Origin of the sequence: Legionella fairfieldensis ATCC 49588 (genome assembly GCF_000621525.1) — a bacterium.
Taxonomy (GTDB): Bacteria; Pseudomonadota; Gammaproteobacteria; order Legionellales; family Legionellaceae; genus Tatlockia; species Tatlockia fairfieldensis.
Genome location: NZ_JHYC01000025.1, coordinates 19,298 through 36,000, shown reverse-complemented (window position 1 = coordinate 36,000; position 16,703 = coordinate 19,298). Strand labels below are relative to the sequence as shown.

Here is a 16,703-nt window from a genome sequence, read left to right as displayed (position 1 = left end):
TATTGCTATTGCTATTGCTATTGCTATTGCTATTGCTATTGCTATTGCTATTGCTATTGCTATCAGCATTGTTTACGGTTGCATGCGAAAATCCACTCCACAACATACATATCGCTAAAAAAGACACAACAATTGCGTTTTTTTTCAACAAAGAGCCCACGCCCCCTCCTTAACCTGATGTACCTGCAGTATTCGCCTCGCAGGAAAAATTATCCGGCATTTTATACTCCTAGTCAGGTAACTTGCAATGTTGTTCTTAAGTACTTTTGTAAGAGCAATCGAAGTACAGGAAAATCCGAAAGAAAAAACACTGTGTTTAACACGGGTTTCGTTATTATTGTATTTATATTAATCAATTAATACATGTTTTGCTTTTTGCCTTACCTGCTCTATAAAGAGTTGATAAGATCTTGCCGGCAATCGCCAATAATGCCAATATAAAGGCATTAACCACTGTTTATCAGGACAAAGCGCTTGCAATTGTCCTTTAGCCAGTTCCTCCTTAATATCCAAAATCGGTATTAATCCTAGTCCATAACCTTGCAGAACAAACTGCTTATAAGCTTGAACAGAAGGTACGATATGATGACGAGCTGTGGTTAATGAATGGTTAAAAAAATAGTTAAAATACTGCTCGGGTAAACGGTCACGATTATCAAAAATAATAATCGGTGCCGTTGGTAAATTATTGAGGAAAGAATTACCGTTATTAAAATGATGGTTAATAAAATCTGGCGACGCCACTAATAGATAAGCCATATGACCAAGCAGTTCACACTCACAGCCAGGCAGCGCTTTTTCATAACTGCTAATACAGGTAGATACCAAACCCTGCCGAAAATAATCAATAGTGACGTCCTGATCATCTGTAATAATCTCTATGTTCGCTTTTTCAAGGAATCGCATCTCTGCAAGTAATGGAATAAACCACGTTTCCAGGCTATCACGATTTAGGGCTATGGACAGATGCGTTGGGATATTTTGCTCAATTTCCTGCCAGAGATGGTCTTCAAGCAAACGTGTTCGACGTAATAAACCTAGCAATTTTTCCCCTAAGGGAGTCGCTTGATAAGGTAAGGCTCTTACTAACAGAGGTTGTCCAAATTGGGTTTCTAACTGCCGGATACGTTGAGTCACCGCCGGTTGAGTGATAAATAACAACTTGCCAGCTCCCGCAAAACTTTGGGTTTGTATGACAGCATTTAATGCCTCTAAACCTCGTTGGTCTATTCTCATAAATAAAATTTATCAATCATTAAAATTATTCATTTTAATTATAGGAAAAAATGATTGATAATGGGCCTCTTTGCAAGTTCTGAGTAGTTTATGTCGGTATATTTTAATGGATTACTATTAGGGCTATCTCTTATAATGGCCTTGGGTCCCCAGAATATTTTTCTTATTCGACAGGGCACAAAACGTAATCATCCTTTACTTTCGGTGGTTATTTGCTTTTGCTGCGATGTAATTCTCGTATGGGCAAGTGTCGCAGGCTTACATGAGGCTTTAAAATTACATCCCGCACTTCAAACAGGAATGACCTGGTCGGGCGCTGCGTTTCTTTTCTATTATGGTCTTAAGGCATTAAAACAGGCTCTGAATCAGCAAACTTCACAAACAACGTATGAAAAACAGCGAGGACGCTTACAGATCGTATTATTGGCTTTAAGTTTTAGCTTGCTCAACCCGCAGGCCATTATTGACAGTCTGATTATAATTGGCAGTGGCAGCAGTCAATTTCCTGATCACCCGCTGGCCTTTTTATTCGGAGTTATCTCTTCCAGTCTTTTATGGTTTACTTCACTGACTTTTACTACGCATTATTTTGCAGAAGTTCTGGCACGTGCAACAATATGGCGACGTATTGAATTGGTCAGTGGCTTACTAATGTTATTTTTAAGCCTTAAGCTGGTCTATAACTAAAATTAACCGGGAGAGAAAATAGAAAGGGCCAATCAGTGTGTCGCCAATTGACCCAGTGGAATGACACATAGCAAGTCCAACCTCGCACCACTAATATCGCATAAGTTGAGCAAGATTGTCAACATTTGTTCGCTACCTGAATACAAATTATTTAATGCCGGTTGATCTGCTTACCATTTTTGCGGATGAACTCGAATAAAGCATGATATACTTACTCGCCGATAATACTCACAGCCATTAAGTTAAGGTAGAGTCATCCCGTGAAGACGGGGATCCATTCTCCCAAATGAGCATTGCTTCTCGTTTAGGGATGGATTCCCGCCTTCGCGGGAATGACAAAAAAGCTTAACTTAATGGCGGTGCCGATAATACTCAGCCATTAATTACTTAGGTTTATTATGTTTTACGGAAACACCATACAGGATACCCGCCAACTATTTTTTACCAGTTGGCAGAAATACCAGCAAAAACAACGCCTCGAAGCAGTGGAACATCAAATTGTGAACGTCATTCTGGACCATCCGGAATACCAGCCCATGCTGGAACTACCTGCACACCTGGAACACCATTATTTTCCCGAGTTAGGGCAGACCAATCCGTTTTTACATATGGGATTACATTTAGCAATACGCGATCAGGTAACTACTAATACTCCTTTGGGAATCAAAGAGATTTATAAGAAGCTATTACGTAAGTATGGTAAACAATTGGCGGCGGAACACTTCATTATGGATATTCTGGCTGAACATTTATGGAAAGCGCAACGTTCTCATACCACACCTGATGAGAGAAGCTATCTGGACGCATTAGCCGAACTTCTCTAAATCCCAATGGTTTTTGCACTATCTTTACAGTTAATGAAGAAAATTTTTCGTTAAATTATTTAATTTAATTAATTTCAAGCTATATTGTTAAGTAACTCGCGTAATGTAAATTACGGTAATACTATTTTTTTATTACAGTAATTTACATTACGCGAGGAGAATAGGACCTAAACTTGAGGAGAAATCCAATGAAGAAAGTAGTAGCCGTGCTAGCCCTGTTATTTGGTACTTCTATGTCTATGTTAGCTCATGCCGATGATATGAGTCAGCCTTCCATGGATAACAGCCAGCAAGCCACCCAGCCTCAAACCAGCACTACCCAGCCAACTGATAGCACTCAGCCTGCTGATAATAGTGCAACCGGCAATGATGCAACTAACTCCGGCAGCTCTGACAATTCTGACAACGATGACGACTCTCAATCCTGATGATCATTCCGGGCCTGCTTCACAGGCCCAGTTTTCTACCTCATTCGCTTTTTCAAATATATCAGTCGCAGATTGTCCCCAGGGTCTTTTTATAATCTCCAGCCAATTAAAATATTCCCATCATTTTCGTTGGGTATCCGCATAATAATCGGTTAAGATAAACAATCTGCTTACTTCTAGATGCACTATGAACAATCAGGAAAAAAATACTCACTTTGGTTTTGAGTCAGTCGCTTGGAAAGAAAAAGAAAAGAAAGTGAGTGCTGTCTTTGAATCCGTTGCCAAACGCTATGATTTAATGAATGATCTGATGTCCTTGGGCGTTCATCGGTTATGGAAACGTTTTACTATTGAATTAAGCCAGGTACGAGAAGGGCAATCTGTTCTTGATTTAGCGGGAGGTAGCGGCGACTTAACCCGTTTACTCAGCAAGAAAGTCGGCTCCAAAGGGCAAGTTATTTTGGCTGATATTAATGCAGCTATGCTCGCAGTAGGACGGGATCGGCTATTGGATGAAGGTCTCCATGAGAATATTAACTTTGTTCAAGCTAACGCCCAGACTTTACCTTTTTCTGATAATAGCTTTCATTGTATTACCATAGGATTTGGTTTAAGAAATGTGACGGATAAAGACGAAGCATTACGCTCGATGTATCGAGTTTGTAAACCCGGCGGCAAAGTGATGGTATTGGAATTTTCCGCTCCTACTCTTCCGGGCCTAAAGCCAGTTTACGACTGGTATTCTTTTTCTATCCTGCCTAAAATTGGTCAATTATTTGCACAAGATGCCGACAGTTACCGCTATCTTGCCGAGTCGATTCGCATGCATCCTGCGCAAGATGCATTAAAAACCATGATTGAACGCGCAGGATTTGAAGATTGCAATTATCACAATTTGAGTGGTGGCATTGTAGCTTTACATATTGCCTATAAGTATTGAGAGCCTGTATCATGATTAAAAAATATTCTTTAAAAGCACTGCAAAAAGCGATTAATCACGCGCTCTCCCTTGATGAATCAATGCCCTCTAAATTAGCCACATTGGATGGCAAAGTACTTGAGATTATTATTGCCCCTCTAAATGTTAATTTTTATATTCTTTTCGAACAACAAAAACTAAAATTGCTCGATGAATATAATGACCATCCTGACACGATTATTCATAGTAATCCTCTGGGTCTGATTCGTTTAAGCCTTTTACCCTCTTCCAGAGCACGCTCCTTATTTAATGATAAAATTCGTCTCTCCGGGGATGTAGAATTAGGCCAGCAGGTTAAAAAACTTTTTGACGAACTCGATATTGATTGGGAAGGCCATCTGGCACACTTTACCGGGGATATGGTAGCCCATCAGCTCGGTTCACTTTTTCGTCAGGGACTGGCATTTAAACGGCAATTAAGCCATTCCATGCGTCATAATTTGAGCGATTATCTTCATGAAGAATTACGGGTTTTTCCACCAAGAGAAGAAATAGATGATTTTTTTAATGACGTGGATCAAATCACGTTAGACGTGGAACGCCTTCAAGCTCATATCAATCAATTACTGGTAGACTATGAAATCGATTAAGCAAGTACTCAGGCTGTTACATATTAATACCATTTTAGCGCGTAACGGACTGGATCAAGTTATTGTTACAATTCGTCTTTTTTCGCCCTTTCGTTTTATTGTCTATCTCAATCCCTGGAATTGGCTACGCAAGGAAAAATTGAGTCGAGGTGCTGCCTTACGAAAAACGCTGGAAGAATTAGGTCCTATTTTTATCAAATTCGGCCAGGCTTTATCCACCCGGCCTGACATTTTACCCCCTGATATTGCTCTGGAATTATGTAAATTACAGGATAAAGTACCACCCTTTCCCAGTGAGAAAGCGCTGGCAATTATTGAAACCGTTTTTGGCCGATCTGCTTTTCAGGTTTTTGCGAGCTTTGATGCCAAACCTCTGGCCTCCGCATCAATGGCCCAGGTGCATGCTGCCACTTTACGTACAGGTGAGGAGGTCGTTGTTAAAATTTTGCGTCCCAATATGCGCAAAATTATTGAGAAAGACTTAAGCATTTTGTATAGCATTGCAAATCTTGCTGATCGTTATTGGCCCGAAAGTAAACGTTTAAAACCTAAGGAAATAGTCCGTGAATTCGAGCATAATTTGTTTGATGAGCTTGATTTACAACGTGAAGCAGCTAATGCTGGCCAGTTAAGACGTAATTTTCACAACTCGCCTCTTCTCTACATTCCAGAAGTTTTTTGGGATTATACCCGTGAAAATGTAATGGTAATGGAGCGTATTTATGGTATTCCCGTTTCTGATGTTGCAAGTCTGCAAGACTATGGGGTTAATATTAAAAAACTGGCTGAACGTGGTGTTGAGATTTTTTTCACCCAGGTTTTTCGGGACTGTTTTTTTCATGCCGATATGCATCCGGGCAATATTTTTGTCTCCCGCGATCATTTGCAGGAACCCCAATATATTTGTATTGATTTTGGCATTATTGGCACGTTAAATGATAATGACAAGCGTTATCTGGCTGAAAATTTATATGCCTTTTTTAGCCGTGATTACCGTCGGGTTGCTCAATTACACGTTGAGTCAGGTTGGGTTGCCCGAGATACCCGTGTTGAAGAATTTGAAAGTGCGATTCGCACTGTGTGTGAACCCATTTTTGAAAAACCATTAAAAGATATTTCTTTTGCCCAGGTCGTGTTACGGCTTTTTCAGGTCGCTCGGCGTTTTCAAATGGAAGTTCAACCTCAACTTATTCTCCTTCAAAAAACTCTGTTGGCAATAGAAGGCTTAGGTCGCCAACTTTATCCGGATCTGGATCTTTGGACCACTGCAAAACCTTTTTTGGAAAAATGGCTTAAAGAACAAATGGGGCCGAAAGCTTTTCTCCGGCACTTACGAGAAAATCTCCCTTTTCTTACGGAACAATTACCCCATATGCCGCGTCTGTTACACGAAGTACTGGAGTTAAATAAAGAAGAAAAAATTCGTGCCTTGGAACAACGTAACAATCAGGAAAAGATTCTGACGGCTAAAAATAATTGGTATAAAGGGTTAGGTATGGGAATTTTTACCGCTATGCTTATTGTTAGTCTATTAAGTTATTTAAATTTATTAAATCATGATAAATTAGCGTTGGTTGCTCTGGCAACTGCCACAATAGGAGCATTGATTAGCTTTCTATCATAGAAGCACCCAATGGTCTGATTGATTGGCATCAGATCACTTTATTAATCAGAAAAAATAGGAGCGAATATGGGATTAAGTGGCGTCAGTCCTTTATCTTTACTCTTGATTTTACTTATTGTAATTGTTCTATTTGGTACCAATAAGTTAAAAAATATTGGTGCTGATTTAGGGACTGCAATTAAAAATTTTCGCCAGGCACTCAATGATGGGGATAATAATAAATCATGAGTAGCAGTGAACTCTTTCTAACTCTTCTGGTCGCTGTTGTGGTTTTTGGCCCTGATAAACTACCCATGCTTGCAAGGCACCTGGGTAAATTGTTTCGCTATTTAAATCAATTAAAAGAACAGGTCATAATAATTGGACAGACACCATTACAAGACCAACAATTACGCGAAAACAGGCGTAAAGCTGAAAAAGCAGACCTGACTTATCAGAATAAGGATAAAATAAAAGAGCGCTCTTAAAATTAATTATGGAGGGGTAATCTTGCGCGAACTGATTGATATGGTGCCTTTGAGATGGTTGGTTTGTTTATCCATGATTTTTTTTATGATTATTACTTATTTATCCACGCGTATTTCGACACGTTTTTTTTCCACACCTGTTGATGCAGATCATCGTCAATTAGCGAATACACTGATTACTATCTTAAGCGGCGGTTTTTCTATTTTGCTTGCTTTCGTCATTATTAACACATGGAATTACCTCATGCTGGCGAGCAGCGCGACGTCCAAAGAGGCTGACTATCTGGCGAGTATTATTCGTAATATTCGGGTTTTTCCACTAGATGCCAGAACAGAAATCATGGCTGCCACACGTAACTACACCGTGACAGTCAGAGTTAATGAATGGGACACCATGCGAAAGGGGAAACAAAGTCAAAAAGCATGGGATTCGCTCGAAACATTATTCGCCGTCATTCAAGCCTATCAACCCAAGACGGATCAGGAAAAAATCTATTACACGCAAGTCGTTGCCAATGTGAATGGTGTTCTACAGTCACGCCGTGAACGGCTTAATGAACTGGACAGTATTATTCCTCACCCTTTAAGGGGTGCCCTGGTTATTGGCTCTATTATGCTTGCCATTATATTAGGTGGAATACGGGGTGAGCGAGAATTTCTTCATATCACCCCCGCCTTACTTTTTGCCGCGGTCCTTGGCTTCAACTTGGCTTTAGCCCTTGGTTTCGATTATCCTTTTTCGGGTGACGTTTCGGTAAGTAATAAATTATTTTACAGTGGCGCTTTAAGGCAATTTTCTGATTAACCGCCTCCTGTAAAACCTCTCTCCATTGTATCAGCCAAATTAAAGTTGAAAAATTAAGGCCGCCAAAGGATTTTAATAATCCTTAAGTCGGTTGGTCGTTCCATTACTCCAAAATGGCCAGTTTCACACAACTTAAGTTAAAAGTGACATAAAAAATACTGTGTATTAAAATGCAGCTCAAATGCCCATAAAGTTAAATAAATATGACTCGACAAACTTCTCTTCCACTTAATCTGATACCAATGAGTGCTCCTGATCTCAATGATTTTACTTCTGTAGAATCATTAGGAGGAGGCACTGGAAGTACTTATAAAATTACAAACCCTGTTACCAAACAATCCTATGTGTTAAAACATGGCTCGCATATTGATGCTATGAAACTGGAAGTTTTATGTAACTCTATTTATCAGGCCCTAGGAGTACCTGTTCCAAAATTTTGTGCGTACACTGAAATACCCACTGAGCTATCAAAAGCTCTTCATTTAAACAGCTCTAAGGGCTTATTCCAAATCAGCGAGTATCTCGATTCAGATCGATATTCTAAAGAAGAACTTATGAAAACCGCGGCACAACATTTTGTTGCTCATGCCTTACTGGGTAATATTGATGTCGCCTTAGAGAGTAACTTCAAGGGATTAACCCTTATTGATTCTGGTGCTAATTTTTTATTCAGAGCACTGGGAAAAGTTCGTAAAGAAAACCCAAGCCTGGCCAGTGAAATAAACACTTTGCGGGATGCAAACATTAATGCCAATGCTTATAAATGGTTTTCTGGTTTAAGTGATGAAGAAATCGCTCATCAAGTTAAAAAATGTACGGCTGCCTCTCAAGCTTTAGAAAAAATAATATGGGAAAACTCAACTCAATTAAGCATTCCTAATGACTTACGTAATGATTTTCTGCAATACTTTTCTGATCGTTTAGATAACCTTACCACGCGTTATTGTCCAGAAGAGCAATCTTTTGCTAAATCCGATAAAAAAGCGAATACTGAAAACACTGCCGCAGGCATCCTCACTTATCAGATGGTGAATAATCAATGGTGTGTTTTGCTTGCCAAACGTGCCCGCCATAATTGGTGGGATAATTTTGGTGGTAAGAGTGATATGCAAGATACCTATTTATATGAAACTGCCATTCGGGAAGTACGTGAAGAATCTAACAAGGTACTTGATTATGGGGCATGGGATTTAGTACAAAGCCCATTTCATGATATTGTCACTGAAACAAAAGAGGGCGATGCGTTTGTCTATCGCATGTACATTGCTCCTTCTCCAAATGTAATTAACTTAACGGAGATACGCAATGAAGAACATACTGATTACAAATGGGTACCGATAAAGCTCATTTTAGAGGCGCTTCAAGCGAACAAAGTCTTGCAACAGGAAAATCAAACAACTATTCAAATAGAGTTTCCTCAGTCCAAAAAAAATTTAGTCATTTATCCACCTCTTTATCAAATGCTAAACCAACCCCCGGTTAAAAAGCATTTAGAGCAATTATCTGAGGGAAAAAAATTATCACTGACGCATACTCAAAGCAAATTAAACCGTTCTGCTCTAAATGAAGGTCATGTTTTTCACTCACCCGCAATGGTAAAATCGCAAATTGCAAGCACATTATTATCTTATTCTTATATATTGAAAGAATTAAAAAGAAAAAATACTACTGAATCAAACCCTGTCTCTTCTATTTCATTGTCACAAAGTGAATTATACCTGAAAGCTTTTTTAGGCAATGGCTATCAGGCAGACTGCCTTAAAGCAAATATACGAAATTTCTTTAATCAATTTTATAAAAATGTTCGTTATAATAAATTTTCTACTGAGCAACAAGAAAGTTTAATTACGCAATGCATGCAATTAATTGCAGAAGAAAAGAAACACAGCGAAGATTATTTTTATGCTTATCATGCCTGTGATAGTAAAGTTGCTTTTGCCTACCGTGTATTTTCAGCTCTATATGAAGTTCTGCAAGCTCAAGATAATTGGAAAGTATTTAGAGCATCGCAGTATCCTTTCAAAAACTTCCCCACGCTTCATGATTTTCTTGCTCATTACTCACCTTCAGGTCATGATGTTACAAATTATGATGATACCTATCCTGATTGTGTACTCTCTGCCAATCTATTTTTGTTTGGTAATCATACAGAAGATTCATCCTGTTCAATATCTTATTTACTCGATGATAGAACTAATCAGTCTATGGATTTAGAGGCTTTGTTTCAGAATATATTTCAGCCCTTTAATATTTCTCAGGAAGAGATAAACAGCTTACTGACTCTCTACGACCGAGAGGCCAAGACTCAAGGGGGAGCTCTTTATCAAATTGGTATTCCAAAAAGGCAAGTGCCAGAGGTGATTCATCCTGCTACAGGGAGGGGAGGTATCAATGCCTATGCAGGGCTTACTGATGTTACAGATATTGTTACCAGGTTGCAGGAAGATCTTTTTAGTGAAAATGCTAGCAAAGCGTTGAATTATATGGAAAAAATTCAAGCACGAATTTTTTGTCCTCCTTCAATGTGTTTGAAAATAAATGAAATCTCCCTTCAGGAAGTAAAAATTTCGTTCAAACGCTCAATTAATAATTTAATTTACGCCATTTTGAAAAATTCGAATGAACTCAATAAAGATCAATTAGATAATAAATCCAGTTTATTACGAATTTTACCCAGTATCTATCAAACCAATCAAGTTGAAGGATTTTCCGCAAATGAGCATAGCCTCGCCAAGGCCATTGTAAAAGAGGATATTGTTTTAGTTAAGATGATCTTAAAATATTTTCCAGAACTAAAAGATTCCAAACTTAAAATACCTAAAGAATACGTGGGAGACTTTTCTTCCAGTTCAAGTACGTCCATAGCGCCATTAGCGATGATGGTTACTCGTTCAAAATTTACCGATGAAATTTTAAGCCAATGTTATGAAAAAGAATGGTGGAAACTTTTGCCTGTTCTCTCTGTGACGAATTTTGATGTGCTGACTGCAACGTTGAAAAAAATTCCTGACTCTGAAAAACTCGTTATGGCAACAAATAATCGACCGATTATTACGAATGGATGGAGGCTGAGTTGTATTCTAAATAATCTACTTATAGAAGATCGCCTTCAGTTTGCGAAGAATAATGAAGATAAAATTAACAACGATTACGAGCTTCACCAAGTTTTAAAAGAACTATCATCTACTGATCGATTTAATTTTACTACGTATCATCGGGAAAAAATTAAAGAAGGCATTAATTTTAAAGATATTCTCCTTACTTTAACTAAGAAAGAGCGTTTGAATTTTATTGAACAAAATGAAGAGAAAATAAATAATGAGCTACTGGTTAGCTCATTGGGAACAATACCAATCGAAGAACGTTATGCCCTAGCCCTTAAATATCAAGAAAAAATTCAGGATGCCCTGGATCTTAGCAGGATTATAAAGGTATTGGCAGATGATGATAAATTAAAATTCATGACACTCCACAAAAACAAAATTCACACTGTTTCTGATGTGCATTTAATTTGTCAATCCTTGCCATCAGATGAAAAATTGAATTTTGTTATTCCCTATTTAGATAAAGAAAAGAGCTTCTCTTTTGCCGATTTCTTTCGTCAATTTAACAAAAAAGATAGTTACGAGTTCGCCATGCGCTATCAGAATCACATGCAAGACGGTAGCTTATATTTTGTGTTGGAGGTAATATCTGATTCTCATGAGCGCCTGGAATTTGCCATAAAATATAAAAATAAAATAGGAAATGCTTGGTTATTCTCGTTTGTTTTAAATGCCCTGGATGAAAAATCACGTATTTCTTACGTTATTCAAAATGATATTCTGCTTTTAAAGAGAGAATATCTTGTTTGTTTTTTAGCTAATATACCTAACAATAAACGTCTTTGCTTTGCCCATCAATACAGTGATAGCATTGTTGATGGAGAGGCACTTAGTCAGGTGCTTGATAGATTAGATAAAGAGGACCGTGGTGCCTTTGCGACTCAATATCAAAATAAAATTCAAAATGGGAACGAACTTTGTAATATATTGAGAGTTATTCCCGAACAGATACGCTGGAATTTTGCAAAATCAAATCAATATAAAATTAACAATGGGTATGAACTCTCTGCGGTATTAGGAACACTTACTGAAGAACAACGCTTTGATTTCGCTCAGCAATTTGGTGGCATACCCGCCAGAAACTGCTCTTATCCGAAGTATGCATTTAACTCTGTTTTAAGAGTAATTCCGATACAAAAACGTTTAGAATATGCATTCTTGCATCCAGAACAAATAAATGTATTTGGTGACCTTGAAGGAATATGTGAAACCTTATCTCAATGTGAGCATTTTCTGGATTTTATAATTTCACATAAAGACAAAATCACCACTTGCAAAGAACTGAGTATAATTTTAAAATTTTTACCGGAAAATCATCAACTTTTATTCGCGACCCTACATCAGAATAAAGTAACTGATAGTGATCAATATGGTGATCAATTTATGAACGTTATCGAGTGCTTACCACTCAATCAGCGCTTTGATTTTGCTCTTCAAAATAAGACACGCCTAAGAGAAAAACACTTTTGTTATGTTATCAATTATGTTTTACCTACAGATAAAAGGCTGGTTTTTGCTCTGGAAAATATCTCTAGAATCACCACCTTAAATAGCTTTAAAAACATACTCAAACACATGCCGGCTCATTACCGTTTGGAGTTCGCGTTAGCTTGTCAAAATTTCGTTAGAAGCTGCGCTACGCTAATAGAGGTACTTAATTTATTACCGAGAAATAATCAATTAGAATTTGCGTGTTTATTTATTAAAAAAATGACTTTTTCAGAGGTTCAATCTCAAGAAGTTGCAGCTGCTTTATTGGAAAATGATGGCCAAGATTTTTTACAACAGCTAACTCGGGCCAGTGAAAGCACCAATTCTTATCGATTGAACTAAGGTTTTTCCGCCTATTTATTTGAAACATTTCTGAGGAGTAATTGTATCAAAGCGCGGTTCGGGGCGATGGCAATAAGGCGTCTTATGATGTTTAGCATAATAATTTTGGTGATACTTTTCTGCTGGCCAGAAAGGTTGCACTTCGAATAAACAAGTTGCTACATCATAACCTCGCATACGTAAAGTTTGTATTAAAGTCTGAGCTTCATTCCGTTGCTCTTCATTATAATAAAATACTGCACTTCTATATTGCTGTCCTATATCGGGACCTTGGCCAGAACGTTGTGTTGGATCATGAATTTCAAAAAAACGCTTTAATACTGTGTGATAATCTGTTTTTGCTTTATCATAGACAACTCGAACCACTTCATAATGGCCTGTATTGCCCTGGCAAACTTGCTCGTAATCAGGGTTGGGAACGCTTCCTCCCGAATAACCCACTTCTACCTTGAGTACCCCGGCGAGTAGACGAAGAAAATAATCCACACCCCAGAAGCAACCACCAGCAACAATCGCTTCTTCTGTATCGAGTACTTCATTGTCAGGAACAAAATCAAGAGAAGCGGAGTTGACGCAATGACGGCGATTTTTAGGGGTGAAATGCTCGCCGCTAAAAACATGGCCTAAATGAGCATCGCAACGAGAACAAAGAATTTCCATGCGCTGACCATCTTTATCAGGTATCTGCCTGACAGCCTGGATGATGTTTTCATCAAAAGCAGGCCAACCACAGCCAGAATGAAATTGGTAAGCAGCACGAAACAAGGCTAACCCGCAGCGTCGGCAAAGATAAGAACCTTCTTTCGTTATGGTATTATATTCACCAGTGTGAGGATACTCTGTTGCCTTATCACAGATAATACGCTTAACCACGGGTGTTAAACTTGCTGTTTTATCCAGGTAGGACTGTTCCATAATATGACCTGCAATATAAAAAGCCCATAAGGTTAATTAAGCTTATGGGCTAATAGTTAAAAACTATTTCGTGCGATTACAAATTCTGTCCGCCATATAACCAATCGCTCCTGCATAGTATATAGAATTATTATAGCGCAAAATCATCTTGTAATTGGGATACGCAAGAAATACCGGACCTCCATAAGGTTGTACAATACTAGCCTTCAACTCCTGATAAGGTAAAGGTTCGCCACTCTCAGTACGAACCCCCAGAGCGTTCCACTCACTCACGGGTTTAGTAATTGCTTTACCTTCTAAATTCATATCAAAGCCAGCAGGTAGTTTTACCTGAACAGCCCATGGCTCTCCGGTTTGCCACCCATTTTTCTTCATATAATTGGCAATGGAAGCAAATACATCAGCCTTACTATCCCAAATATCTTTACGGCCATCTTTATCGTAATCAACAGCAAATTGTAGCCAGCTGGATGGGAGAAATTGTGGCTGACCGGAAGCACCTGCCCATTCCCCTTTAAAATGCTGTAAGGTCACATGACCTTCATTGAGAATCTGTAGCGCCAAAAATAATTCTTTACGAAAAAAATCCTGTCGTCTGGAATCATAGGCCAGAGTAGCTAATGATTTGATAACAGGAAAATTTCCCATATAAGTTCCATAGCTGCTTTCCATGCCCCAAAAAGATACGATAAAGCAAGGATCAACCCCAAAATCCCGACCTACGTCTTCCAACAAGGCTTTATTTTTCGCATATTCTTTACGGCCCATGGCGATTCTGTAATTATCCGCACGTGAATGAAGATATCTGGTAAACGTTAAACGATGCTCTGGCTGAGAGCGTGCCAGGCTTTTTACTGTACGACTTGGCTCATGAATATCGGCAAACGCTTCGTCAAATACAGCAGGTGATATTCCTTGATCAAGAGCTTGTTGCCTGACTTCCGCGACCCATTTATTCCAGTTCGGTTGATCAGCAGCAACCCATTGCGAGAACAGCAGCATTGACCAGATTGCCAGGTTAACTCCCCATTTCTTCATAATCGCCCCCTCTGGTTATTCTGTGCGAATAATAATTAAATCGCTGTGCGTGTAATTAAAAATAGCAAGCAGGAATTGTGCCCACAGATAAAAAATTTTGAGCAGTTTACCTCAATTAGAGAAATAATTCCTGACAAACCGATATAAATCGTGGACCTGCGCTTTGTGCCGGACAAAGGTACCTGAGAGGTGATGCAATCATTAGAATATAAAGGTATCTTATTATAATTATAATTGGACAAATCTATGAAAATGATTTCGACTGAAAAGCTAAAATACCTTCCTTTCTGGTTTTGTTTTATCCTTTATTGGAGTAGTATGAGTTTTTCTTGTGCATCCTCTCTTTTGAATACTAAATCTATTTCCTATTCGGATGCAGGACAAGGTGAAGTGTTGGTGTTGATACCTCCTTTTCCTGCTGATAAAACAATCTGGCTTCCGCAGCAAGAAGCTTTAAAACAGCATTTTCGGATTATTAGTGTTGATCCGTGGGGATTTGGCCATTCAGAAAGTACCACAGGAAAAGCGATAACAATGACTGATTATGCTGATGAAATAGCTCTATTACTTGATCAACTCTATATAAAAAAAGCAATCATTGCCGGTGAATCGATGGGAGGCTATGTTGCCTTAGCGTTTCTTGCAAAATATCCAGACAAAATGAATGGTCTGATCCTGGCGAACACACAAACACTTGCTGACGATCCAGATATAAAGAAACGGCGCGAAGAAATTGCAGCAACAATTCTGACACAAGGAACCGATCGACTCGTCCATGACTTTTTATTTTATGCATTATCTTCTGAAGCACCAGAACACACACAACTGACCCTGCAAAATATTTTAGTGACACAAACACCCACTGCCATAGCCTCCGCTTTACGTGGAATGGCTTTACGCAAGGATAGCTCTACTCTTCTTGCCCAGACAAAATTGCCCGTCTTAATTATCACAGGCGACAAAGACATCATTATTGCTCCCCAACAAAGTGCGAACATGAAAGCCTTAGCCAAGAATAGCAAGTTGATTGTGTTAGCTGACGCTGGGCACTTGTCTAATCTGGAACAGCCGGATCAGTGGAATCAAGCGGTTCTGGAAATGTTTGGTAACAGGAATGCTAATGTCTGATATCCTGACCAATATGAAGATCTCTTTTTTCAAAAAAACACAAAAATATATACGTTATATTACCGGTGCTTTTATTACTATTGCCTGTCTCACATTAATTGCCAGACAAATTAATGGGAAAACGATTGTTGGCGCTATTAGGCAATTCGAATGGGCCTATTTATTGATTGGTTTAAGTTTTTTAATCCTGGGTTATTGTTGCAGAATTATTCGTTGGGCATGGATGCTGCGTACCGCTAAAGCAACTATAAAAATTACCAGTTGTGTCGCCCCTTTTCTAGGTTCGATTGCCATGAATAATCTTTTACCGCTGCGTTGTGGCGATCTGATGCGTGCTTTTGTATTTCCTGCAGCGATCGGTATTAGCAAGGCTACGGCAACCAGTACTGTTGTCATGGAGCGTTTAATTGATCTGTTAACTGTCTTGGTGTGTTTGACCTTTGGCTTGTGGATAGTAAAGGAAATTCAATTACCAGAATGGGTTGCCAATTTATTAATCAGCCTTGGTGCTGTGGGGGCCTGTACATTAATTCTTGTACTTTTTTTTAGCAAAAAATTAGCCGGTTATTTCTATGCAGTCTCTTTGCAAACAACTCAGTCTCGGTGGGCAACATGGTTCGAGGCAATTTATAGTGTACTGAATGGTTTCGTAGCTCTGGCACGAACAAAAACGTTTCTGAATTTATTAAGTTTTTCTTTATTGATATGGCTTTCTGATGCGGGTTTATTCTGGTCGTTATTAAAAGGGTTTAAACTGGAAGTTAATTTACCGATGGCGATGATCGTCATGGCTATTACGGCCTTATCCACGCTTATTCCTTCTTTGCCCGGTTATATAGGGCCTTTTCATCTAGCCAGTTTTACCGCTATTTCGCTGCTCGGTGCAATTCCTGAAAAAGCAGCAAGTTTTGCTATTCTTGCTCATCTTGCACTGTGGTTACCTACTACTTTGGCAGGAAGTATTTCACTTCTTATCACGCCACAGTTGCTTAATAGCGTGACTTTCATTCGTAGAAACTAATTGGTATTCCATAGTTATTGTTTC

15 protein-coding genes are annotated in these 16,703 nt (G+C 38.7%); 12 read left to right on the top strand and 3 right to left on the bottom strand.

Features of this window, described 5'->3' with window-relative positions; genetic code table 11:
• Positions 1-348: 348 nt before the first annotated feature.
• Positions 349-1,236, bottom strand: a complete 888-nt coding sequence (locus T345_RS0107830) for an ArgP/LysG family DNA-binding transcriptional regulator (protein ID WP_028388860.1) — start codon at positions 1,234-1,236, stop codon at positions 349-351.
• A gap of 90 nt (positions 1,237-1,326) precedes the next feature.
• Here T345_RS0107830 and T345_RS0107825 point away from each other — a divergent pair, with 90 nt between their 5' ends.
• From T345_RS0107825 to T345_RS0107780, 10 genes are all read left to right on the top strand, one after another.
• Positions 1,327-1,923 (top strand): LysE/ArgO family amino acid transporter, encoded by a 597-nt coding sequence (locus tag T345_RS0107825; protein ID WP_028388859.1) that lies wholly within the window; start codon positions 1,327-1,329, stop codon positions 1,921-1,923.
• A gap of 398 nt (positions 1,924-2,321) precedes the next feature.
• Positions 2,322-2,747: a DUF1841 family protein gene (locus tag T345_RS0107820; RefSeq protein WP_028388858.1), complete on the top strand. Its 426-nt coding sequence runs from the start codon at positions 2,322-2,324 to the stop codon at positions 2,745-2,747.
• A gap of 188 nt (positions 2,748-2,935) precedes the next feature.
• Entirely contained in the window at positions 2,936-3,175 is a 240-nt protein-coding gene (locus tag T345_RS0107815; protein ID WP_028388857.1) for a hypothetical protein, read from the top strand.
• A 187-nt stretch (positions 3,176-3,362) separates the two neighbouring features.
• Positions 3,363-4,115: a bifunctional demethylmenaquinone methyltransferase/2-methoxy-6-polyprenyl-1,4-benzoquinol methylase UbiE gene (gene ubiE / locus T345_RS0107810; RefSeq protein WP_028388856.1), complete on the top strand. Its 753-nt coding sequence runs from the start codon at positions 3,363-3,365 to the stop codon at positions 4,113-4,115.
• Positions 4,116-4,126: 11 nt separating this feature from the next.
• The gene (locus tag T345_RS0107805; protein ID WP_028388855.1) at positions 4,127-4,744 is read left to right on the top strand and encodes a ubiquinone biosynthesis accessory factor UbiJ; all 618 of its coding nucleotides are present in this window, start codon (positions 4,127-4,129) and stop codon (positions 4,742-4,744) included.
• Positions 4,731-6,368, top strand: coding sequence for a ubiquinone biosynthesis regulatory protein kinase UbiB (gene ubiB, locus T345_RS0107800; protein WP_028388854.1), 1,638 nt, complete (start codon positions 4,731-4,733; stop codon positions 6,366-6,368). The genes T345_RS0107805 and ubiB overlap by 14 nt, the downstream gene beginning before the upstream one ends.
• A 66-nt stretch (positions 6,369-6,434) precedes the next feature.
• Entirely contained in the window at positions 6,435-6,596 is a 162-nt protein-coding gene (gene tatA, locus T345_RS0107795; RefSeq protein ID WP_028388853.1) for a twin-arginine translocase TatA/TatE family subunit, read from the top strand.
• Positions 6,593-6,835, top strand: a complete 243-nt coding sequence (locus T345_RS0107790) for a Sec-independent protein translocase subunit TatA/TatB (protein WP_028388852.1) — start codon at positions 6,593-6,595, stop codon at positions 6,833-6,835. The genes tatA and T345_RS0107790 overlap by 4 nt, the downstream gene beginning before the upstream one ends.
• Before the next feature lie 22 nt (positions 6,836-6,857).
• The gene (locus T345_RS0107785) at positions 6,858-7,640 is read left to right on the top strand and encodes a bestrophin-like domain (RefSeq protein WP_051555200.1); all 783 of its coding nucleotides are present in this window, start codon (positions 6,858-6,860) and stop codon (positions 7,638-7,640) included.
• Between the two features lie 203 nt (positions 7,641-7,843).
• Positions 7,844-12,577, top strand: coding sequence for an NUDIX domain-containing protein (locus tag T345_RS0107780; protein ID WP_028388850.1), 4,734 nt, complete (start codon positions 7,844-7,846; stop codon positions 12,575-12,577).
• 15 nt (positions 12,578-12,592) lie between these two features.
• Here T345_RS0107780 and T345_RS0107775 read toward each other — a convergent pair whose 3' ends face one another.
• Both T345_RS0107775 and T345_RS0107770 read right to left on the bottom strand, forming a co-directional pair.
• The gene (locus T345_RS0107775) at positions 12,593-13,492 is read right to left on the bottom strand and encodes a bifunctional methionine sulfoxide reductase B/A protein (RefSeq protein ID WP_035918491.1); all 900 of its coding nucleotides are present in this window, start codon (positions 13,490-13,492) and stop codon (positions 12,593-12,595) included.
• 63 nt (positions 13,493-13,555) lie between these two features.
• A complete protein-coding gene (locus T345_RS0107770) occupies positions 13,556-14,530 on the bottom strand; it encodes a lytic murein transglycosylase (protein WP_028388848.1) in 975 nt (324 codons plus the stop codon).
• A gap of 318 nt (positions 14,531-14,848) precedes the next feature.
• Here T345_RS0107770 and T345_RS0107765 point away from each other — a divergent pair, with 318 nt between their 5' ends.
• Positions 14,849-15,658: an alpha/beta fold hydrolase gene (locus T345_RS0107765; protein WP_242604592.1), complete on the top strand. Its 810-nt coding sequence runs from the start codon at positions 14,849-14,851 to the stop codon at positions 15,656-15,658.
• Complete coding sequence (locus tag T345_RS0107760; protein ID WP_051555199.1) at positions 15,651-16,679, top strand: lysylphosphatidylglycerol synthase transmembrane domain-containing protein; 1,029 nt, start codon at positions 15,651-15,653, stop codon at positions 16,677-16,679. The genes T345_RS0107765 and T345_RS0107760 overlap by 8 nt, the downstream gene beginning before the upstream one ends.
• Positions 16,680-16,703 lie beyond the last annotated feature (24 nt).